The following is a 20,639-nucleotide window of genomic DNA, read 5'->3' as shown; positions in this document are numbered from 1 at the left end:
ATTCGAACTATGCGATTGCTTGATCAACTCTGATTCACCACAAATTCAAAGCTTACCTCGCACCTCGGCTCATCGGCAGCAAATGCAAAATCCAAAGCATAATAATCGACCATCTTCCCAAAATGATCCTCCATCGTCAACCATTCGATCCCGTACCTTCCGATGCTCCCCTCTCTGAGGCCGCAGTGATCATCGGCGAAACGCGCTCGCAGGGTGGAAACCGGGATCTCAACTTCGGGGTACAGTTTCTTCATATAATGAGTTAGTCCCATATGTACATGGCCCGTCGCATCCGAGTCAGCGAAGTTCACGACGTGCTTGGTTCCAAACGGGTCATAACCGTTCCCCCTTCTAGATGTCCACTGCAAGTATGTATCAAGTATACCGTTCATTAAGCAAGCTCTTCACCACAGAATACAAACAAACACCCCAGGTCCATCACCTGAGGCGCGATCTCCAACATACGAATGCACTTCAAAAAATTCTTCTGTCATACAACTCTATACAACGCTCCTACTGCAAACTCTTCACGAGCAGCCGCGCTGCCTCCCGTGCGCTGGAGAAGGCTCGCTCCGCCAGCTGCCCCTTCCCTTCGCAGCCATCGCCGCAGAAGAAGAACGGCACGCCCTCCAGCTGCACCGGCAGCATGCGATTGCCCGCGATATGCTTCACGCTCTGCACCATCGCCTTCTTCGACATCCGCTTCACGACGATCTCGTCACGCCAACCGGGGTAATGGCGGTCGAAGAGTTGCTCCATCTCCGCCACGCGCCGCTCCTGATAAGCTTTACGCTCCTCATCGGATTCGAAGTTGTCATGCAGATAAGCGATACCCTGCAGCAGTTGACCGTCCGGCGGCGCGATCGTGTGATCCGTCGCCGAGATGTCGCTGATGAACACCTTGCGATCGATATCGCTGATATAGGAGAACGGCCGGTTCACCACCCGCTTCAAACCGACGTCGTACACCAGCACCTCCGTCGATTCGTTGTTCTCATAAGGGGCAAGCTCGCTTTCCCAGGGCGTTCCCTTGAGCAGCTTCGCCGCATGCTGCACCGGCATGGCGATGATCACATAGTCGAAGAGCTCGCTTCTCTTCTTCGTCGTCAAGCGGAACTGCTCCCCTTCCGCCGCCACCTCCTCGACGGCCTCCCGCACCGACAGCTCCCATCTTCCGGAACGCTCGACCTTCTGCGACAACTGATTGGTGATCACCGCCCAACTGCCCAGGATGTAGCTGACCGGCCGCTGCGCGAGGAAGAGATTCTGATAATATTCGCAGATCACCTGACCCGGCACCTTGCGCGCATCCTCCGGCGAGATGAAGAAATTCGAACAGACGAGGTGTTCCCACAGCTCCTTGATCTCATCGCTCACCGTCGACTCCGCGAGGAAATCTCCGAGTGCGGCATAATTCTTCATCTTATGGATGTTGGTGACGATGCTGACGATCTCGCCGACGAAGCGCACCTTCTCCATCGGTCCGAGCAGTTCCGTTCGCAGCATGTTGATCGCATCGAGGGGCGCCGGTGTCATTCGTCCGTTTTTCTCATAGATGACCTGCCGCTTATCCACCTGCTTGCTGCTGAAGGAGAGCCCCAGCTCCCGGCGAACCGTGCTGATCGTATGGCGGTCGATCCCGTAGATGGCATGAGCGCCGTAATTGAGGGTGAAGCCTTCTTTTTCATAAGTAAATGCCCTTCCTCCCAGCTGCGGACTGCGTTCGAACAGGATCCCCTCGATGTTCGGATGCTCGCTGAGATAGGCGGCCGCTGTTAAACCGGCCAAACCTCCGCCGATCACCCCGACACGAATCTTGCGCGAGCGGTCGATCGGTGTGATCCGCAGCTTGCCGTCGTCATCGACGATGCCATGCCACAGCACCTTCAGCCGCTGCTGCACCATGTCGTTCAGATCCCCGCCGTCCTCCAGCGACCATTGCAGCAAAGCGCCGATATACACCGTGATCAGCGCATCGACCTTCTCTTCTTCCGGGATCCATTTGCTGAGCGCCTTATGCAGGCGGCTGTACAACCCTGCATAGGATTCGCCGACCTTCTCATGCTGCACAGCTAAGGCGAGCATGCTGCCGATCAGCCTCGGCATCTCCTTGAGAGAATCGGACAGCTCCATGAACAGACGTTGGATATGCCCTTCCAGAGAGGCGATGTTCTTCGGACTGTCTTCCTCCCAGCGATCGATGATCTCGATCTGGCTCTTGCCGAAATCCAGCAGGATATCCTCTTTGCTCTCAAAATAATGGTAGAACGTCCCCTTCGAAATCCCCGCTTCCTGGAGAATCTCGTCCACGGATACGTTTTCATAACCGCGTTCAGCGAACATTCGCAGCGCCTGATCGATGACCCGCTGGCGCTTCTGCATCGTAACATCCCGCATCCCTATCACTTCCCCCGCTGTAACATCTTGCTAAACCCAACTTGAGTATAGAAGATTACACGGGAAGTGTCTATATATTTTTAGACTATCGGTCTATTATTGTGATGTTTATCATTGATCTAGGGTGATTAGGGGCGAAAATAATTCGGTTAAAGCGACGCGCTGCGAAAGTAATCGCGCACGGTGCGGATCCAATCTTGATAGAGGTCGATATGGATTACGTTCATGGATTTTTGCGTTCCTTTCTTAATTTATAGAATCAATGACGCATCATTCCTTCAACCATACCACAACTCGCAGCCAAACAGCATACACAAAAAGCCGATCAGCTGACCTTCCTCAGCTGATCGGCGTCGATAACCATTGATGATGCCGCGATCCGTCAAATACTCGATCTCCGCCTTCGCCCAGTAGTCCGCGCTGACATCGCTGAACGTTTTGGCCTCGGCTTCACTTCTTGGGCTGAATAAGCCGACAGCCAGAGCAAGTCCCAGGGATGCGGCGATCTTCGATAACTTCATAAGTATGTAACCTCCCATGCTGCGATTTGTTCGTCCCTACCATCGTAACCCTTCGGGGCCTGCATCACCAGCGAATATATGGAATCTGACCCAGATCGAACAATAGTATTTATTGCCTAAACACAAAAAAAGACACAGCGTCCGCCGGCCCAAACCCGGCTGAATCCCTGTGCCAATTTCCTGAATTGCCTGATCCCGTACCTAGATGCTTAACTGCTGGATGACCATCGACGCCGCACCGATGGCAACGGCATCATCCTGCAGCCTGCTCTTAAGAAACTTCACCTGATATTCCGGATAATAATACGTGTTCTGAATTGCGATGCGGATCCCGTCATCATAGAAACAATCGATATGACCGGCGATCGGCCCGCCAAGGATGACGATCTCGGGATGCAGGATATTGAGCAGATTCGCAAGCCCGATCCCGAAGGACGCCGCTGCATTCAGATAGATCTCCCGTGCCAGCGGATCCCCTTCTGCGTAGGCCTGTTCAAGATGCGCATAAGTCAGCTGTTCCACATCCTCGACCATGCCGCACATCCTTGACTCCCGCCCCCGTTTGATCTGGGAGACGGCGGTGCGTACCAGCGCATGCGTCGTCACATAGGACTCCCAGGCGCCGTAATTGCCCTTGCCGCTGATCGGGGCTGCGCCGTCGCTCTGGATGATCATCTGGCCGACAGCCCCTTCCATATCGAAGGCGCCGTGGGCGATCTTACCGCCCACCATCACCGCTGAACGGATGCCCACCCCAACATGCACATAGAGCATGTGATCCGATCGATGCACTGGATCACTCCAATATTCTCCGAGCAGTGCCGTATTCGCTCCGTTGTCGAGATAGACCGGCAATGCAAGGCGTTCGTTGAGGATGCGGCAGATCGGTATACTCATCCAACCTTCGGCCGGGAAGCCCTGCGGATCGAAGATCATACCCGCATGTCGATCAAGGGGTCCGACAGCTCCAATGCCGATGCCCAGCACATCCCCATGTTGTATATGGTGTTTGGCCAGCATGGCCTTCGCCGCGGCAACCGCCGCATCGATGAGATGCTCCGGCGTGCTGCGGGAATTCATCGGCCAGATAACGCTGTCCAGCTTGTTCAGGTGCATATCACAGAGCACGATGCGCGATGTTGCCCGGGAAATATCCAGCCCAAGCACATATCCGTAGTCCGCCCGAATTCGGTACAAAGTCGGCCGGCGCCCGCCGGTGGACTCGCCGAATCCAGTCTCCTCGATGAATCTCAACTCGACTAACTCCTCCAGCAGCCTTGTCAGCGTGCTGATCGTATATCCGGTAGCCTCCTGCAGTTCCTGTTTGGAGATCGTTCCCTTCAAGCGGATGCGCTGGAAAACCTCCTTCGCTTTGCGATTAGGCAGGCGGCTTGCTACAGGGTCCCTCACAACACCACTCCCCCGGTTCATATCAGCTATATAGTACCGCGCCGACCACACCGGAGACAAGGATGACGATGACGGGGTGCATTCGGAAGAGGAGCAGAGCAATCAGGCACCCAGCGAAGATCAGCAGCTGGCTGATCGTATGCCAGGACCAAGGTGCGATCAGACCGTTGTTCCACGCCATCGCGACAGCCGCATAGACGATCAGACCGGTAATCGCCGGTCTAAGTCCATAGAACGCCGATTGCAGCAGTTCGCCCTTGCCCCGCATCCGCATCATCAGTCCAGCCGCTATGAGGATGATCACGAAGGAAGGAAAGACGATGCCCGCTGTCGCGATCACGCTTCCTAAGAGTCCCGCTTGATGATAGCCGACGATCGCCGCGCTGTTGGCGGCAATCGGACCGGGGGACATGCCGGCGATCGCGACCATATCGGTGAATTCCGCGCCGTTCATCCAGCCGCTGCGGTCAACGATGAATTCATGCAGAAGCGGTACCATGGCATAACCGCCGCCGAAGGAGAGGAGCCCGACGATGAGGAAAACAACAAACAATTGCAAATAGATCAAGCCGTCATCCCCCTTCAGATCCCCTCACCGAGATCCATCTGCGAGGATTGCCCCTTCGCCGGCGGTTTCTTCTGCAGTCTCTTGCCATATCCCAATCTGCCGCGGATATAGACAAGGCAGATGCCTGCGACACCTCCGCAGATGATGATGAGCAGCGGATGTACGTCGAAAACGGTCAGCAGGACCAGCGCAAGAATGAACAACGCCGCCGAACCCAGATCAACGACGGCCGTCCTGCCGAAACGAAAGGCCGCATAAGCGATCAAGGCGATGACCGAGGCCCGAATCCCCGTAAAGGCCGCCGCGACGACTGGATGATGCTGAATCTGGAGGAAGAATAGACTGAGCAGCAGCACGATAAGGAAGGTGGGCAGGAGCACTCCGATCGTCGCTGCCGCAGCCCCCCAAGGTCCCGCCAGACGATAGCCGACATAAGCAGCGGAATTGATCGCGATGGCTCCCGGCACGGAACCGGCCACCGTGAAGACCTCATGCATCTCCTGCTCCTCCAGCCAGCGCCGCCGCTCGACGATCTCCCGTTCGATCAGGGGAAGCATTGCATATCCGCCGCCGAAGGTGACGGGACTGATCTTAAGAAAGGACATAAAAAGCCGCAGCAATAACTTCGTATTTGCAGATTTCAAGACGTCACTCCCCTGCTGTAGTCCGTTCATTCTGGTCTCATGATGGTTTCACGATCGGATCGGTTCATCATCGGTTCATGATCATGTTTTCTCATATAGGTTCATGATGGGTTCATGATGCATACATATTGTTCGTGATCGCATGATTGTTGTCACTATGTCCATTGTAGCAGACTTTCGTTCATTTTGATATAAACTCATAACTTGCATTCAGGGGAATCGACGAAATTTACACAAAATCAACAAAATTAATTCCATATATTCCGATCTATCTTCTTTACTTTATTTCAAAATAGAAGAATGTTCTGGGTGTTCCTTAAGGGTTTCCTGATATTCCTTGCGGTATTGCATTGGCGAGACATGAGAGATCTGTTTGAAGACGCGGCAGAAATGATGGACGTTCTCGAATCCGGAACGCTCGCAGATCGTCATGATTTTATCATCGGTCTCACGCAGCAAGCGCTGGGCTTCCCGGATGCGCAGCAGATTGACATAACTCGTGAAGGTATAGCCGGTATTCTGCTTAAACAAACGGCACAAATAATACTTGCTGATCGAGAACTTCTCCGAGATCTGTTCCAAACTTAAGGACGGATCGCGGAAATTCATGCTGATCCAGCCGATGATCTCGCGCAGCGTCGGATGGAAGACATCCCTTTGTTCCAGCGACTTGGGATTGCTGCGCGCCGCTCGGATGAGCAGATGGACGAGCAGCATTTTGATGTTCAGTTCACCGAAGGCTTGCTGCTTAGCACTTTCCCGCACCAGCTCGAAGAGGATGGATTCGATCTCCTTGCGCTCTTTCGCTGCCAGCCGAATGATCTGCCCGCCTCTGATGAAAAGTTCGGACAAGAGATCCGATGTTTCTATCTGCAGCGGCTTCAAGAACTCTGGAGCAAATTCGATCAAGATCCGTTCATGATGCGAGATTCCCGTATCCCTCGTCTGATGCAGCGCATATTGGTCGATGAAGACAAGATCGCCGGCTTGCACCAGATACATCTGATTATCTATAAAATAAAACCGCTCTCCAGACAGCAGGTAATAGATTTCATACCGGTCATGAAAGTGACTGTACATCATATCCATCCGCTGATCATGGCGCGACCGTTCGATGTGGATGATCTTCTTATGGGCCATCGTTCTTCCCCTCCTATCGTGCCCGCACAGAGGTTCACACTTAGATTATAGCAATATACGCAAAGTTTATCACGATATAAGCAATTTATACAAAGATATTTTAACCTAAATTGACTATGATGGAGACAAAGAATGAAGGAGGTTATGGATCCCATGGCACAACGCAAAAGATATGCACTGATCGGTACAGGCGGCCGGGCGGAGTTTTTCTGGGGAGCCCTTGTCAGAGATTTCCGTGAGACCTCTGAACTCGTCGCTTTCTGCGACATCAACTCGATTCGCATGGACTACTCCAACAAACTGCTGCAAGAGAAATACAATCATCCGCCGGTACCTGCCTATACAGCCGATCGTTTCGATGATATGATTCGTGAGACCAGACCGGATTATATCATCGTGACGACGATGGACCGCACACACCATACCTATATTATCCGTGCGATGGAGCTCGGATGCGACGTCATCTCGGAGAAACCGATGACCATCGACGAAGAAAGATGCCAGGAAATCCTCGATGCCGTGAAGCGGACAGGCCGCAATCTGCGTGTAACCTTCAACTACCGCTATGCACCGCATAATACCAAGATTCGCGAACTGATTCGCGACGGTGTGATCGGCGAAGTATACTCCGTTCATTTCGAATGGCTGCTGAACACGCAGCATGGTGCGGACTACTTCCGCAGATGGCACCGCGATAAGCGGAACAGCGGCGGTCTTCTGGTACACAAGTCGACGCACCACTTCGACCTCGTTAACTTCTGGCTGGATACACAGCCGAAGCGCGTATTCGCCCTGGGCGATCTTCGCTTCTACGGACGCGAAAATGCGGAGCGCAGAGGCGTGACGAAGTTCTATCAACGCGCGCATGGCAGCGAGATTGCGAAGAACGATCCGTTCGCGATCCAGCTGGCAGAGAACCCTCACCTGAAGGCCATGTATCTGGACGCAGAGTCCGAAGACGGTTACCAGCGTGACCAAAGCGTATTCGGCGACGGCATCAGCATCGAAGATACGATGGGCGTGCTGGTACAGTACAAGAACAAGGCGATCATGACCTATTCCTTAAACGCTTACCTGCCTTGGGAGGGCTTCAACATCGCGATCAACGGCAGCAAAGGCCGTATCGAAGCGAAGGTTGTCGAGCAATCCTACATCAACTCCGGCGGCGACAAAGCGCTGGAAGGTGCTGTAGTCGGCAAGACGATCAACGTCTTCCCGATGTTCGGTGAGCCGTACAACGTACCGATCGAAGAGGCCGAAGGCGGCCACGGCGGCGGTGACCCGATCATGCTGAACGACCTGTTCGGCGTACCGCAGGACGACCCGCTGAACCGTGCAGCCAGCCACATCGATGGCGCAATGTCCATCCTCACCGGAATCGCCGGCAACATCTCCATCCGCACCGGCATGCCGGTTGATATCGATGGTCTGGTGAAGTTTTAATATCACTGCATAATAGATAATTGACATCACTGCATAATAGATAATTGACGCGATACAAAAACGCCGGACGGCATGGCCGTTCGGCGTTTTTTCTTTGGTATGTGTGTACGCTGTATGCTGTGTGATTCGTGCTGCGACGTGTGTGCTGTATGCGCTGTGTGCTGCGCATGCTGTGAAGTGTGTGCTGTATGTGCTGTGTAACGTGTGCTGTGAAGTGTGTGCGTATGTGCTGTGTGGTAGGTGCTGCGAGGTGTGCGCAGTAAGCACTGGGTGGTGTGTATTGTATGATCTGTGTGTGCTTGCTGTTTTTGATGTATTTCCTGTACGGGAGCGCTTAGATTGCATTGCCTACCGCGTCTACTGCTCCAATGGATTTTGTGCGATTTTTAGGATAAAATCGCATTGTGTTTGCATGTTGTGCGCACGCTGGTGCTAACGGAACAGGAGAACCTTATTTGGCTGTTTGGGGAGGTTTTTTCGAGCTAACGGAACCTGGGTGCGTTATTTCATCGTTTTGGATCTGGATCCCATGGATTCGATGCGAATAGCGTACTGTAGTTCCGTTAGATTTATATAACACCGCTTTTTGACGAAATAGCGTACTGTAGTTCCGTTAGCGAGGGTTGCGGGGGTGCAACAGCTGCGCGTGTGCTGCGACGATTGCAGCTGCGTTTGCATGTTATGCGCATGCCGGTGCTAACGGAACAGGAGAACCTTATTTGGCTGTTTGGGGAGGTTTTTTCGAGCTAACGGAACCTGGGTGCGTTATTTCATCGTTTTGGATCTGGTTCCCATGGATGCGATGCGAATAGCGCACTGTAGTTCCGTTAGATTTATATAACACCGCTTTTCGACGAAATAGCGTACTGTAGTTCCGTTAGCGAGGGTTGCGGGGATGCAACAGCTGTGCGTGTGCTGCAGCGCTTGCAGTTGTGTTTGCATGTTGTGCGCATGCGTGTGCTAACGGAACAAGAGGACCTTATTTGGCTGTTTTGGATCAAAAACCGGATCTTAGCCCATTCCTCTGAGGTTTCTGTCCTAATTTTCGTATAAAACGCCCGGGCTCCACCCGCCACAAACTTCCCCATCCGCTCCGTCACCATCGTCATCCACCGCATCTCCATCATATGGTCATCTGCCGCCATCCTGCCTACATCCGACACGGCATTGTCCATCATCTGCCATCATCATCCGCCGACATCCATCGCCTTCCGGTCGTGATCCGACTGCATCACTATCCACCGCCATCACCTTCCGCTATAAGGACTCGATCCACTGCATCACTATCCACCGCCATCACCTTCCGCTATAAGGACGCGATCCACTGCATCACCATCCACTGCCATTACCTTCCGCTATCGGGACACGATCCGACACCATCGCGATACGATCCACCGCCCTTCCCTACCATACACCACTCACCCTTACCATACCGCATCCTGCTGAAACTCCACCCGATCCCGCATCATCTCCCCCTGCCTTATACAAAAAAGCCTGCCGCACGCATGGCTGCACCCCATCACCATCATGATGATACCGTGCAGATGCGTACAGCAAGCTTGCAGTTCCGCTGCATATTCAGCAGGTATTTCGATGATCTGCTTATTGCATGTCACTTATATTCGCATATGCACTTATTCGCACATCCGCTTATCCAAATGCGCATTAATTCGCATATGCAATACTCCTCAAATCCGCTTATCCCGCAGTTGTGGCCGACGCCGCAGCGCGGCTTTCGCCCAGCTGCATCTGATACATCTGATAATAGCGGCCGCGCAGCTTCATCAGGGTGTCGTGATCGCCGCGCTCGACGATTTCGCCGCGGTCCATGACGAGGATGAGATCGGCGTTCTTGATCGTCGATAAACGGTGCGCGATGATGAAGGTCGTACGTCCTTTCTTCACGACCTCCAACGCCTCCTGGATGATCGCCTCCGTCTCGGTATCGATGTTCGATGTCGCCTCATCGAGGATGAGGATCGCTGGATTGAACACCAGAGCGCGGGCGAAGGAGATGAGCTGCCGCTCCCCGGAGGACAGCGTCCCGCCGTTCTCGTGCACCGGTTCGTCCAGTCCACGCGGCAGGCGCCTCAGCATCCGTTCCGCACCGACATCCTTAAGGGCCTTCTCCACCTGCTCCCGCGTGATCGACGGATCATCGAGGGACACGTTCGATAAGATCGTGCCGGTGAACAGGAAGGGATCCTGCAGCACGATGCCCATATGCTCGCGCATCGCCTGTCTTGGCAGTTTGCGAATATCGATGCCGTCGATGGTGATGCTGCCCTTCTGCGGATCGTAGAAACGGAAGAGGAGGTTGAGCACCGAGCTCTTGCCGGAGCCGGTATGACCGACAAGCGCCACCGTCTGCCCTTGTTTCGCCTCAAAGTTGATGCCCTTGAGCACATATTCATCATCTTGATAAGCGAACCAAACATCGCGGAAGACCACGTCGCCCCGATAGCGCTCGATGCGCTGCTCGGATACGTCCTCGCCCTCTTGATCCATCAAGACAAACACCCGCTCCGCCGAGACGAGGGCCGTCTCTAAGTTCGGCAGCTGATTGATGATGTTCACCACGGGTTGGAACAATCGATTCAGATAATCGACGAAAGCATAGAGCACCCCGACGGTAACAAAGCCGGCAGCCCCCGTCAGCGTAACCCCGCCGAAATACCAGATCATCGCTACGAAAGCGATATTACGCACCACGCCGATCAGATTCCATCCCGTTAAGGAATTAAGATTCAGCATCTTATTGCGGTACGTAAAGTGCCGCATGTTGTGTTCCTCGAACTCCTCGAAGATCTCCTGTTCCTTGCGGAACGCTTGGATCAGCGGCATCCCTTGGATCGCCTCGTTGATCCTGCCGTTCATCTCGCTCACTTCACTGCGGATGATCCGGTTATAACGCTTAGCCAGTTTACGGTAGAAATAGATCCACACTGCCAGCACCGGAATGATGAACAAACAGATCAGCGCCAGCCGCACATCCAGGAGGAACAGCATGCCGAGGATTCCAATCATATACACGGCACCGGAGAAGAAATTCGCCAGCACAGTGACATACAGCTCGCGGATCGCCTCGGTGTCGTTGGTTACCCTCGAGACGACCTTCCCCGCCGGCAGGTTATCGAAGAAGCGAACCGGCAGACGGTGAATATGGGCGAACACCTGCGTGCGCATATCGCGGATGATGCGGTTCGCCGAGTACTGAAGATAGAACCGCTGCCCGTAGCTGAACAGCGCCGAGATCAAGATCAATCCGAAGTAAAAAGCACTGAGCTGCAGCACGCCGCTAAGCTCGCTCATGAAGAACGGCAGCACCTCATTGACCTGCAAGGGTTTACCCGCATATTCATGCACACTTCCATCCTCAGCGGTGATGCGGATCTGCCCTGTCTCCGTTACACTGCGTTGTCCATCGGCTTCGATGCTCTGCGGGATCCAGTAGAAGCGCTGGCCGATCTGCAGGATCCTTGCCTCGCTCCCCCGCTCTTCCCCTTCTGCAAAGCGGTCTGCTCGCTTATAATGTTTGCCTTCGAAGGAGACGGCATAGCTGTCCCTGCTCGCCGTCTCATACCAAGGCCGTTCGATGCCGGCGATATGCTCATCGATGATCCGCTTCGCCACCAGAGGACCGGCGATGTCCGTCCCCACGGCGATCAGCAGCATGATGAGCGCACTGATTAGATGGATCTTATAGCGCATCGCATATTGGATGAGTCGTCTGCCGGTGCGCAGCTCTTTGCGCGTTTTTCGGTTGAGATCCAGATCGAATATATCTATATCTATGCTCATATCCTATCACCTGCTTTCATGATCAGACCGGGTTATATTCCGGTCAGATTGGGGACGATCCGGGCTAACTTGCATGCTGTTCTTGCCAGCTTCGTTCATCGATGAACCGGAATCGGACCTGTTCGGACCAGTTTGAATCATATCCTGACCAACCGGAATTCTCTTGTGACCAACTTCGATTACATCCTGATCCGCTTCGATCATCGTCCCTTCCAGCTGCTGGCGTTCATACTGTATCTTATACCAGCCGCCAAGGGCCATCAGTTCATCATGGGTTCCCCGTTCGACGATGCGTCCCTCATCGAGTACGAGGATCAGATCCGCATGGGCCACCGCCGACATGCGGTGCGTCGCGATCAGAGTCGTCTTGCCCCGGCGGACGCGGCGAATATTCGCGATGATCTCCGCCTCCGTACGGGCATCGACGGCCGAAAGGGCGTCATCAAGGATGAGGATCTCCGGTTCAGCAACCAGAGCCCGTGCGATCGACGCGCGCTGCTTCTGACCGCCGGAGAGCGCGACCCCCTTCTCCCCGACCAGCGTATCCAAACCTTGCGGCAGAAATTTCATGTCCTTCTTAAGGGCGGACAGTTCCAGGGCCTGCTCCAGCTGCTCCTCACTTGCTCCGCGATTGGCGAACAGGATGTTATCGCGCAGCGGCTTCGAGAAGAGGAATTGCTGCTGCGGCACATACCCGAACCATCTCTTCAGCTGATCGAACGGAATCTGCTCGATCGGCACGCCCGAGATCGTGATCGATCCTTCGCCGAGCGGATACTCCCTGAGCAGCTGCTTGAGCAGTGTCGATTTGCCGCTGCCTGTGCGGCCGACGATGCCGATGGTCTGCCCCCGTTCGATCGTAAAGGAGATATCGACGAGATTATCCGCCTTGGATGACGGATAGCGGAAGGTCACCGAACGGAACTCGATGCGCTCCGGCACCTCCACCTCCACCGGGTCTACAGCATCTTGAACGTCTTCCTTGGCCGCCAGCGTCTCGTTTACCCGATCCATGCTGGCGTTGCCGCGCTGCATGATGTTGATCATCTCGCCGATGGCGAACATCGGCCAGATCAAGAAGCCGAGGTAGACGTTGAACGTCACAAGAGTTCCGATCGTCATTTCGCTGTGGTAGACGAGATAGGCTCCGTAACACAGCCCGATCAAGTAACTCGCCCCGACGAGGATCTTCACCGTCGGATCGAAAAGCGCCTCGATGCGCACGACGGAAAGATTCTTGTCCAGGACATCCTGCGTGATCTTCGCAAAGCGCTGCATCGCCGATTTCTCCTGCACGAAGGCACGGATCACGCGAATGCCGGAAACGGTCTCCAGCACATCATCATTCATCCGGCCGAAGGCATCCTGCGCCGCAGTGAACCGACGGTGGATCCAATTGCCGTAGATATTCACGAGGATCGCCAGCACCGGCAGCGGCAGGATCGAGGCCAGCGTCAGCTTCCATGAGATGAAAGTGCACATCGTGATGAGGACCGTTCCCATCCACAGCGTCGAATCGATGAACGTCAGCACACCGAAGCCGGCGGTCATCGAAACCGCATGGAGGTCGTTGGTCGCCCGCGCCATGAGATCGCCGGTACGGTTCCGCTCATAGAAGGACGGCGTCATCCGCAGCAACTGGCGCAAGAATCTGGAACGCAGCATTCTCTCTACCAGATGGGAGCCGGCGAACAAGCGGACGATTCCGACGTAGTTCACGATATATGCGAAGATGGCAATCGCTGCGATTAGCAGCAGGGTCTCCGTGAGACTTTGCCAAGTAATCGTGCCCATCGCAATCTCATCGATCGATCGACCGATCAGCATCGGCGGGATGATCTCACAGACCCCGGTAAGCAACAGACAGATCACTGCTATGGTATATCGCTTCCACTCCTGGCGGAAGAACCAACCCAATTTGTGTACGATCCCAAACATAAACCTCTACCCCCTGTATCCGCTGAACAGAAGGAACCATCACGAGCTCCGACTGGTGAAATCTCGATCATGATTCCTGAGTGATAGACCCCAAGATAAAGACAAAAAAACACACCGCCCCAGCGATGTGCTCAGAATCTTCGCATACAAAAAAGCGCACGCTGCGGATCTAGCAGCCCGCGCATTCGAAACTCATTCGGAACGAAACGTCGTTTATGGGCATACCAACCCTTCAACCGCTAAGTTCGCTGCGGAGGCCGCATCATGAATCTTATTCAATTTCATCCCACCCAGAAGAATAACGTTAAACTTTATCATGATGATGACCCCTCCTTTCGCAAACTTATCATGATATCGGTAAATTACCACGATTTCCATACAGGTGTCAACCATTTTTTTACGAATGATCTCAAACACCCATTCTTGAAGCCTCTCTAACTTATGCGGCTTGCGGTTTTGCAGTTTACAAGCCTGATCGCCAATTCCTATAATAATGGCAGCAAGAATCATGGGAGCAGCAAGTGCAAGGGGGAACGCCGATGAACAAGCCGCATCAGGAACATCTCGGAGTCCAGGTATATGCCGCTGGATATGCCTATCATCAGAAGCCCTATTACGGCAAAAATGAACCCCGGTCAAGCTTCCTCCTCCGCATCCAGACCGAGGGACTGAGCCGCACATGGATCGACGGTGAATTCAAGCTCGTCGAAGCCGGGGATGTGCTGATCGTGCCCCCGGATGCCTTCTATGAGTTAAAGATCGATGAGGAAGATCATCGGGGCGAACGCAAGATCGAGAGCGGGGATTATTTTATCTTCTTCGACGGTGATTGGGCAGCGGATTGGTGGCAGCAGCGAACGCGCCCCTTCAAGCTGAAGGTGCCCCTGGAGGAAGGATTCCTGCAGCTCTGCCGCTTAACCGTCGTTGAGCATCGGCGCGATTCCGCAGAATCTAAGAAGATGACGGATTACTTGATGCGGGTCATCCTGATGACCATCGACCGCATCATCACCGAACACCGCCCGCAGAAAGGGAACGCCTTCCTCGCCTACCGGATCAAAAACTACGTCGAAGAAAATGCCGCGAACAACTTCCAGCTGCAAGACATCGCGGATTACTTCAACATCAGCGTATCCCGCGCCGTTCATCTCTATAAGGAGATGTTCGGGAAGAGCATCATGCAGCATGCTCTCGACGTGCGGCTGGAACTCGCCCGCGAGCGGATCATCTACACGAGCATGCCTCTTGAGCTCATAGCCGAGATGTCGGGCTTCTCCAGCTATACGTATTTTTATCGTACATTTAAGCGAAAGTTCGGGTTGGCACCGAAGGAATACCGCATGCAGAACCGGCTGTTGTAGATACGGTATGATAAGCAGCTTAAGGCGGTGAATCAGCCGCTTGCAGCTGCCCTAGATTCGATCATCAGGTTGCTTATCCTGATGCGTCATGATACGGTATAGGGGAATTGGTACAAGGTCCTAATCTTCGATAAGGAGTGATCATTGAGATGAGTGCAGCCGACACGAAGCAGCTGTTTGCTTATATCGGTTCCTATGCCGATCCTTCCGGGCCAGGTATATATGCTTGCATATATGACACGGAGACGGGGCAGTTGAAGATCCAGAGTGAAGTCAGTGGTTTGCAAGATCCGACGTTCTTAGCCGTTGACCGGGAGAATCGGAAGTTGTACTCCATTGGTTCAGTGATGGACGAGCAAGGCAAGAAGACAGCGGAAGCCTATGCCTTCCAGATCACCGAGGAAGGAAACTTGTCGCTCCTGAACAAACAGCCGACGATCGAGCCTACTTGCCATATCACCTTGGACGCAACGAAACGCAGTCTCATCGTCTCCAGCTATCACGGCGGGACGATCGGCATCTGCCCGATCGAAGCCGACGGCACGATCGGTCCGATCCGAGAGGTGCACCAGCATGAGGGTTCCAGCGTTCATCCGAACCAGCAGAGCCCGCACCCCCACTCCGTGTTCATCGATAGAAACAACCGCTACGCGGTTTGCTGCGATCTCGGCATCGATCAGATCATCATCTATAAGCTGGATGCGGAGAACAGCCGCTTGATCCCGCACAGCCGAACGGCCGTGCAGCCCGGTGCAGGTCCGAGGCATTTTGCCTTCCATCCTGCCAAGCCCTATGGCTATGTGATCAACGAACTGGATTCGACGGTGAACGTGTACGAATATGACGAAGAAGCGGGCACCTTGAAGGAGATCCAGTCGATCAGCACACTGCCTTCGGATTACTCAGCAGCGGACAACGCTTGCGCGGATATCCATATCTCGAAGGACGGACGCTTCCTCTATGGCTCCAACCGCGGTCACGACAGCATCGTCGTCTATGCGATCAATCCTGACAGCGGCCGCTTGACGCTGGTAGAACATGTATCGACCGAGGGCCGGCATCCGCGCAACTTCGCCTTATCGCCGGATGACCGCTACCTGCTCGCGGCCAACCGCGATACGAACAACATCGTCACCTTCGCCCGCGATGCAGAGACCGGCACCCTGCAGGCGACGGGCTTCGAGCTCAGCGTATCCAAACCGGTGTGCATTAAATTTATGGCGTAACTCAAGTCATATGGCATAACTCGTGCCATAGGCGAACGTAACTTCTTCCATGCATGTTCTGAGCAAACAGCAGCTTCCCATATCTACAGCTAAATGGATCTCCTCAGTGCAGCCCGCCTCTGAACTCAACCGTTCTGCGGGTCTAACACGGGAGCCGGTTCTGCAGCCGGCTCGCGCTTATGCGCTGAAGGATCCGTTTTCTTATGCTCAAACTTCAACCTTGCCGACAAGCTCGCGGATCTCCCGAATGCCATAGCGCAGCATATAATCGCAGATCCCATCCAAGATCTCGATCATCGCCGTCGGCCGGATGAAACTGGCCGTACCGACCTGCACAGCTGAAGCCTCTGCCAGCATCATCTCGATCGCGTCTTCTCTTCCAATCGATCTATTAACAAATGTCACAAATATATTGTATATTTATTCACTATGATGTATAGTAATACAATAAAATCTTTTCATGAACAGGGGTATGGACAGTGAAAGCGAAACTTTATTTGGCTGACGACACCGTCCTCTCCGGGAAGGCCTTCGGCGCCCAAGGAGAAACGGTCGGTGATCTCATATTCTATACAGGTATGACCGGCTATCAGGAGATGTTGACGAATCCTGCGAACAGCGGCAAGATCCTGACCTTCACCTATCCGCTTATCGGCAATTACGGTCTGAGCCGCGAGGACAGCGAGGCCCTTACGCCTTGGGTACAGGGGATCATCGTACGTGAGTACGCCGACTATGCGAGCAATTGGCGGGCGGTCAGCGACCTGGATATGTTCATGAAAAAACACGGCATCATCGGCATCTCAGACATCGATACGCGCATGCTGACGCGCATCCTGCGCCGCCGCGGCCGGATGAAAGCCGTCCTGACTACGTATGACAAGACCGATGCGGAACTTAAAGAGCGCTTGCACGCGGATCCCGAACCCGCTGATCTCGTCGCCCGCGTCTCCACCCGCCACGTTCAGCGCATCCCCGGCACAAGAATCGGCCGGGGCAGCGGCAAGCGCGTTGTCATTATCGACTATGGCTGCAAGATGAGCATCATGCAAGCGCTCATCGACCGCGGCGTTGATCTTGTCATCGTGCCATACGATACGCCCGCTTCGGAGATTCTCGATCTTGGACCGGACGGCGTCCTGCTCTCCAATGGACCCGGCGATCCGAAGCATCTATTGTCCACGTCCGTTCCTGTCGTCCAGCAATTGCTGGGCACCGTTCCTCTCTTCGGGATCGGGCTGGGACATCAAGTGTTTGCTCTGGCAAGCGGTGCGGATACGATTCGTATGACCTCCGATCACCGCGGCAGTCAACCGGTGAAGGATCTCTTGTCCGGCCGCAGCCTGATCACTTCGCAGAACCATGAATATACCGTGGAGCCGTCTTCTCTGGCGAGGAGCGGGCTCATCGTTACCCATCTCAATCAGCATGACCAGTCCATCGAAGGGCTGATGCATCCCAAACACTCCGCTTTTTCCGTGCAGTTCTATCCCGAGGCTTCTCCCGGGTCTGAGGATTGCGTGTATCTGTTTGACCGCTTCCTAAGCATGATTGAGAAGTATCAAGAGCGTCCGATGGGAAAGCGGGTGAATGCGGAAAGGCAGCGTGCGGCAGCGTCTGGAGACGGAGACGGCAAGCACACGATATTAGAAGGAGCCGGGGCATAATCAAGGGGGTCCTTCTCTGGGAGCCATGCGCTGATGGTTCAGACTTCCTATTCTAGTCAGTGTCCGACTTTATTTTTGCCTTTATATTGATTAGAATTTAATTAGATTGAACAGGTCCTACTACTATATACGAAGGAGTAATCGCGCATGGATCTGAAAGAAGCATATGAGATTATGGGTTTGCCCGAGTCGGCCGAGCGAGAGGAAGTTGAGAAACAGTACGCCGTCTGGGTTCGCAAGGACCGTGCCAATCGCCGCGCCAAGCCTGAGGAGAAGGACGAAAGCTTTGATTTTGAGAAGATCAACGAGGCCTACCGGCGGATTCTCCAACATTTCCATGAGATGGAAAGTGCGGCGAAACCGAAGCGCAATCCGCGGGTCGAGAAGTTGGAACATTTCTGGACTTACTATAAGTGGCATGTCATCGCAGGACTGATCATCCTGATCGGAATCGGTTACATCATCAATACCATCATAGAGAATCGACTGGAGCAAGCACGCCTCGCGCAGCTCCCGCCGCCTGATGCTACCTTCATGATGTACGGCAACTTCTATGAACCTGATCTGGAGCTGATCGAGGAGAGGATCATGGCTGCGAAACCCGAATGGCAGCGGGTCGTCGCGAGTCACACCTATCTTCCTTTGGAAGTCAGGGATTCCTTCGACATCGCCTTTCAACAAAAGGCTGTTGTCAACCTCGTGGTCGATCGTTCCGATGTCTATATGACGGACAATTACCAGTTCCAATCCCTGGTAAACCTCGAATTGTACCAGCCGCTGGACGAGTATGAGGAGCGGCTGAAGGCTTCTGTCGGCGAGGAGAATCTTGTCTACGCCCAGACCTTGCCTTCCGGTCTCGATCCTGAGGAGCAGCCTGGCGAGATTCATCTCTATGCAGTCAAACTGCCGATCAGCGATCTATACCACACAGCTGCAGAAGAAATCTATGCCGGCATCCATGTCAATTCGGAGAACATCGAGAATGCTCTGCAGCTCATCGAAACCTTGGCTCAAGGATTGTAAGCATTCGGATCACTCGAAGCTGTCATAAGCCCTCCCCGGCGCATGCGGCGGTCTGCCCCTCGCGCAGGGGCTTTTTTTTTGGTCTTCTTTGCATGCTGCGGTTGGACTATTTTTACATGTGAATGCTCATAATATGCTTACCAACGTTCGAGTGAAGGGGATATCATCCATGATCAGCATTCGCGAACTCAAGGAAGAGATCGAACTGTTGACCGCACAGAATCGAACGATGTCTGACGAGATCAAGGAACTGCGCAGACTGCTTCGCGACCAGGCTCGTTCGCATCGCAGCCAAGGAGGACAGAGCTACCCAGCGATGAACAATCACAGACAACAGGATCAGCAAGGAAACCAGGATCAATGGAACCAGAACGGCCATTATGGTCAGGGCGAACCGCATAATCAACAGCGAGAACAGGGAAACCAACAAGGGGACCAGCACCAGCAGAGGAACCAAAACGGAAACCAGAATCAGCAAGGTCAGCAGAGCAACCTGAATCTACAGCCTTCAAATCAGCAAGGCCATGGGCAGATCGCGAATATCGCCAATGAATTCCTGCAGCTTAAAGGTCTGACGAGTCAATTGGAGACGAAGGTGATCAATTATATCTCCAGCCAGACAGGAGGCAATCAGCTTAGGCAAGAAGACGTCGCTTATCTCATATTGAATATGATGAACGGCATGATCGACTGGACGATCGAATATGTATCCAGGCAGCAAGGAGGTCAGAACGGTTAACCATCCTATGCCGCCGGATTCCGCTGTGATCTTCAAGAGGTGCATCGATGCAGGGCTGATGGCTCCTCTATTTTTCATGAATACGTACAAATGTATAGTAGCTTTCATAAATAAGTGAACAGTGATAGAATAGGAGGAAACCAGAAGATCTTAGGAGGATTGCAAGCATGACCAGCAATACGATATCCAGCAGAAAGACGGATCATCCCATCGATTCACTGTTCACCAGACGTTGGTCCCCTCGTTCGTTCATGGAGAAGACCGTGCCCGACGAATTGTTGATGCGTCTGTTTGAAGCGGCGCGCTGGGCTCCGTCGGCTTACAATCATCAGCCCTGGCGGTTTATCGTGATGCGCACGCAGGAAGAGCGGGAACGAATCTTCCCTTGCATCAGCGAGTTCAACCTCGCCTGGTGCAAGAAGGCGCCCGTACTTGTGATGATCATCTCCGAGAAGAACCGCGACGGAGAGCCTAACCACTCCCATGCCTTCGATACGGGCGCAGCTTGGAGCCACTTTGCATTGGCGGCTGTGATGGAAGGGCTTATCACCCACCCGATGACGGGGTTTGATTTTGAACAGGCACGCAAGATCCTGCAGATCCCGAACAGCTATGAGATTCAAGCGCTGGTGGCCGTCGGCTACCAAGGCTCTGCCGATGCGCTGCCTGAGCCGCTCAGGGCAAGAGAACAGCCGAACAGCCGTCGGCCGGTCGAGGATTCCATCTACTCCGGATCTTTCGGGAAGAAGTTCAGTTAAGGA

General features: G+C 53.8%; 19 protein-coding genes. 7 read left to right on the top strand and 12 right to left on the bottom strand.

The annotated features are described in order from the left end of the window. Positions 1-23: 23 nt before the first annotated feature. The 7 genes from PRECH8_RS01640 to PRECH8_RS01610 form a co-directional block, all read right to left on the bottom strand. Positions 24-392 (bottom strand): hypothetical protein, encoded by a 369-nt coding sequence (locus tag PRECH8_RS01640; RefSeq protein ID WP_200965329.1) that lies wholly within the window; start codon positions 390-392, stop codon positions 24-26. Between the two features lie 121 nt (positions 393-513). Then, positions 514-2,397 (bottom strand): FAD-dependent oxidoreductase, encoded by a 1,884-nt coding sequence (locus PRECH8_RS01635; protein ID WP_200965328.1) that lies wholly within the window; start codon positions 2,395-2,397, stop codon positions 514-516. Positions 2,398-2,675: 278 nt separating this feature from the next. Then, positions 2,676-2,918: an S-layer homology domain-containing protein gene (locus PRECH8_RS01630; protein ID WP_200965327.1), complete on the bottom strand. Its 243-nt coding sequence runs from the start codon at positions 2,916-2,918 to the stop codon at positions 2,676-2,678. Positions 2,919-3,119: 201 nt separating this feature from the next. Further along, positions 3,120-4,328 (bottom strand): ROK family protein, encoded by a 1,209-nt coding sequence (locus PRECH8_RS01625; protein WP_242457380.1) that lies wholly within the window; start codon positions 4,326-4,328, stop codon positions 3,120-3,122. Between the two features lie 22 nt (positions 4,329-4,350). After that, positions 4,351-4,896, bottom strand: a complete 546-nt coding sequence (locus tag PRECH8_RS01620) for a chromate transporter (protein ID WP_200965325.1) — start codon at positions 4,894-4,896, stop codon at positions 4,351-4,353. A gap of 14 nt (positions 4,897-4,910) precedes the next feature. Then, a complete protein-coding gene (locus PRECH8_RS01615) occupies positions 4,911-5,540 on the bottom strand; it encodes a chromate transporter (protein ID WP_242457379.1) in 630 nt (209 codons plus the stop codon). Positions 5,541-5,822: 282 nt separating this feature from the next. Beyond that, positions 5,823-6,680, bottom strand: coding sequence for an AraC family transcriptional regulator (locus tag PRECH8_RS01610; RefSeq protein ID WP_200965323.1), 858 nt, complete (start codon positions 6,678-6,680; stop codon positions 5,823-5,825). A 153-nt stretch (positions 6,681-6,833) separates the two neighbouring features. Between PRECH8_RS01610 and PRECH8_RS01605 the strand changes: the two genes are divergently transcribed. Next, positions 6,834-8,123: a Gfo/Idh/MocA family oxidoreductase gene (locus tag PRECH8_RS01605; protein ID WP_200965322.1), complete on the top strand. Its 1,290-nt coding sequence runs from the start codon at positions 6,834-6,836 to the stop codon at positions 8,121-8,123. A 1,424-nt stretch (positions 8,124-9,547) separates the two neighbouring features. Here the strand turns inward: PRECH8_RS01605 and PRECH8_RS01600 are convergent. The 4 genes from PRECH8_RS01600 to PRECH8_RS01585 form a co-directional block, all read right to left on the bottom strand. Then, the gene (locus tag PRECH8_RS01600; protein WP_200965321.1) at positions 9,548-9,739 is read right to left on the bottom strand and encodes a hypothetical protein; all 192 of its coding nucleotides are present in this window, start codon (positions 9,737-9,739) and stop codon (positions 9,548-9,550) included. An 82-nt stretch (positions 9,740-9,821) separates the two neighbouring features. Then, positions 9,822-11,924 (bottom strand): ABC transporter ATP-binding protein, encoded by a 2,103-nt coding sequence (locus PRECH8_RS01595; RefSeq protein WP_276569080.1) that lies wholly within the window; start codon positions 11,922-11,924, stop codon positions 9,822-9,824. Between the two features lie 6 nt (positions 11,925-11,930). Then, positions 11,931-13,862, bottom strand: coding sequence for an ABC transporter ATP-binding protein (locus tag PRECH8_RS01590; RefSeq protein ID WP_200965320.1), 1,932 nt, complete (start codon positions 13,860-13,862; stop codon positions 11,931-11,933). A gap of 213 nt (positions 13,863-14,075) precedes the next feature. Then, positions 14,076-14,372, bottom strand: a complete 297-nt coding sequence (locus PRECH8_RS01585; RefSeq protein WP_200965319.1) for a hypothetical protein — start codon at positions 14,370-14,372, stop codon at positions 14,076-14,078. A 29-nt stretch (positions 14,373-14,401) separates the two neighbouring features. Here PRECH8_RS01585 and PRECH8_RS01580 point away from each other — a divergent pair, with 29 nt between their 5' ends. Together PRECH8_RS01580 and PRECH8_RS01575 are read left to right on the top strand one after the other, a co-directional pair. After that, complete coding sequence (locus tag PRECH8_RS01580) at positions 14,402-15,223, top strand: AraC family transcriptional regulator (protein WP_200965318.1); 822 nt, start codon at positions 14,402-14,404, stop codon at positions 15,221-15,223. Between the two features lie 149 nt (positions 15,224-15,372). Then, complete coding sequence (locus PRECH8_RS01575) at positions 15,373-16,449, top strand: lactonase family protein (RefSeq protein ID WP_200965317.1); 1,077 nt, start codon at positions 15,373-15,375, stop codon at positions 16,447-16,449. Positions 16,450-16,656: 207 nt separating this feature from the next. Here the strand turns inward: PRECH8_RS01575 and PRECH8_RS01570 are convergent, their stop codons facing one another. Next, positions 16,657-16,854: a hypothetical protein gene (locus tag PRECH8_RS01570; protein WP_200965316.1), complete on the bottom strand. Its 198-nt coding sequence runs from the start codon at positions 16,852-16,854 to the stop codon at positions 16,657-16,659. Between the two features lie 74 nt (positions 16,855-16,928). Between PRECH8_RS01570 and carA the strand changes: the two genes are divergently transcribed. The 4 genes from carA to PRECH8_RS01550 all read left to right on the top strand — a co-directional run bounded on the left by carA (position 16,929) and on the right by PRECH8_RS01550 (position 20,636). Continuing rightward, a complete protein-coding gene (gene carA, locus PRECH8_RS01565; RefSeq protein ID WP_200965315.1) occupies positions 16,929-18,116 on the top strand; it encodes a glutamine-hydrolyzing carbamoyl-phosphate synthase small subunit in 1,188 nt (395 codons plus the stop codon). 147 nt (positions 18,117-18,263) lie between these two features. Then, positions 18,264-19,139: a hypothetical protein gene (locus PRECH8_RS01560; protein ID WP_200965314.1), complete on the top strand. Its 876-nt coding sequence runs from the start codon at positions 18,264-18,266 to the stop codon at positions 19,137-19,139. Between the two features lie 169 nt (positions 19,140-19,308). Beyond that, positions 19,309-19,878 (top strand): hypothetical protein, encoded by a 570-nt coding sequence (locus PRECH8_RS01555; RefSeq protein ID WP_200965313.1) that lies wholly within the window; start codon positions 19,309-19,311, stop codon positions 19,876-19,878. Positions 19,879-20,045: 167 nt separating this feature from the next. Then, positions 20,046-20,636, top strand: coding sequence for a nitroreductase family protein (locus tag PRECH8_RS01550; protein ID WP_200965312.1), 591 nt, complete (start codon positions 20,046-20,048; stop codon positions 20,634-20,636). Positions 20,637-20,639: the final 3 nt, after the last annotated feature.

The organism is Insulibacter thermoxylanivorax (assembly GCF_015472005.1).
Classification (GTDB): Bacteria; Bacillota; Bacilli; order Paenibacillales; family DA-C8; genus Insulibacter; species Insulibacter thermoxylanivorax.
This window is presented reverse-complemented; position numbering and strand designations above follow the sequence as displayed.

Bases quoted from the DNA above. Each gene is read 5' to 3' on its own strand.
- PRECH8_RS01605 (WP_200965322.1), top strand. From the start codon at position 6,834: ATGGCACAACGCAAAAGATATGCACTGATCGGTACAGGCGGCCGGGCG.
- PRECH8_RS01590 (WP_200965320.1), bottom strand. From the start codon at position 13,862: ATGTTTGGGATCGTACACAAATTGGGTTGGTTCTTCCGCCAGGAGTGG.
- PRECH8_RS01585 (WP_200965319.1), bottom strand. From the start codon at position 14,372: ATGATTCTTGCTGCCATTATTATAGGAATTGGCGATCAGGCTTGTAAA.
- PRECH8_RS01575 (WP_200965317.1), top strand. From the start codon at position 15,373: ATGAGTGCAGCCGACACGAAGCAGCTGTTTGCTTATATCGGTTCCTAT.
- PRECH8_RS01610 (WP_200965323.1), bottom strand. From the start codon at position 6,680: ATGGCCCATAAGAAGATCATCCACATCGAACGGTCGCGCCATGATCAG.
- PRECH8_RS01595 (WP_276569080.1), bottom strand. From the start codon at position 11,924: ATGAGCATAGATATAGATATATTCGATCTGGATCTCAACCGAAAAACG.
- PRECH8_RS01635 (WP_200965328.1), bottom strand. From the start codon at position 2,397: ATGCGGGATGTTACGATGCAGAAGCGCCAGCGGGTCATCGATCAGGCG.
- PRECH8_RS01630 (WP_200965327.1), bottom strand. From the start codon at position 2,918: ATGAAGTTATCGAAGATCGCCGCATCCCTGGGACTTGCTCTGGCTGTC.
- PRECH8_RS01555 (WP_200965313.1), top strand. From the start codon at position 19,309: ATGATCAGCATTCGCGAACTCAAGGAAGAGATCGAACTGTTGACCGCA.
- PRECH8_RS01640 (WP_200965329.1), bottom strand. From the start codon at position 392: ATGAACGGTATACTTGATACATACTTGCAGTGGACATCTAGAAGGGGG.
- PRECH8_RS01550 (WP_200965312.1), top strand. From the start codon at position 20,046: ATGACCAGCAATACGATATCCAGCAGAAAGACGGATCATCCCATCGAT.
- PRECH8_RS01580 (WP_200965318.1), top strand. From the start codon at position 14,402: ATGAACAAGCCGCATCAGGAACATCTCGGAGTCCAGGTATATGCCGCT.
- PRECH8_RS01560 (WP_200965314.1), top strand. From the start codon at position 18,264: ATGGATCTGAAAGAAGCATATGAGATTATGGGTTTGCCCGAGTCGGCC.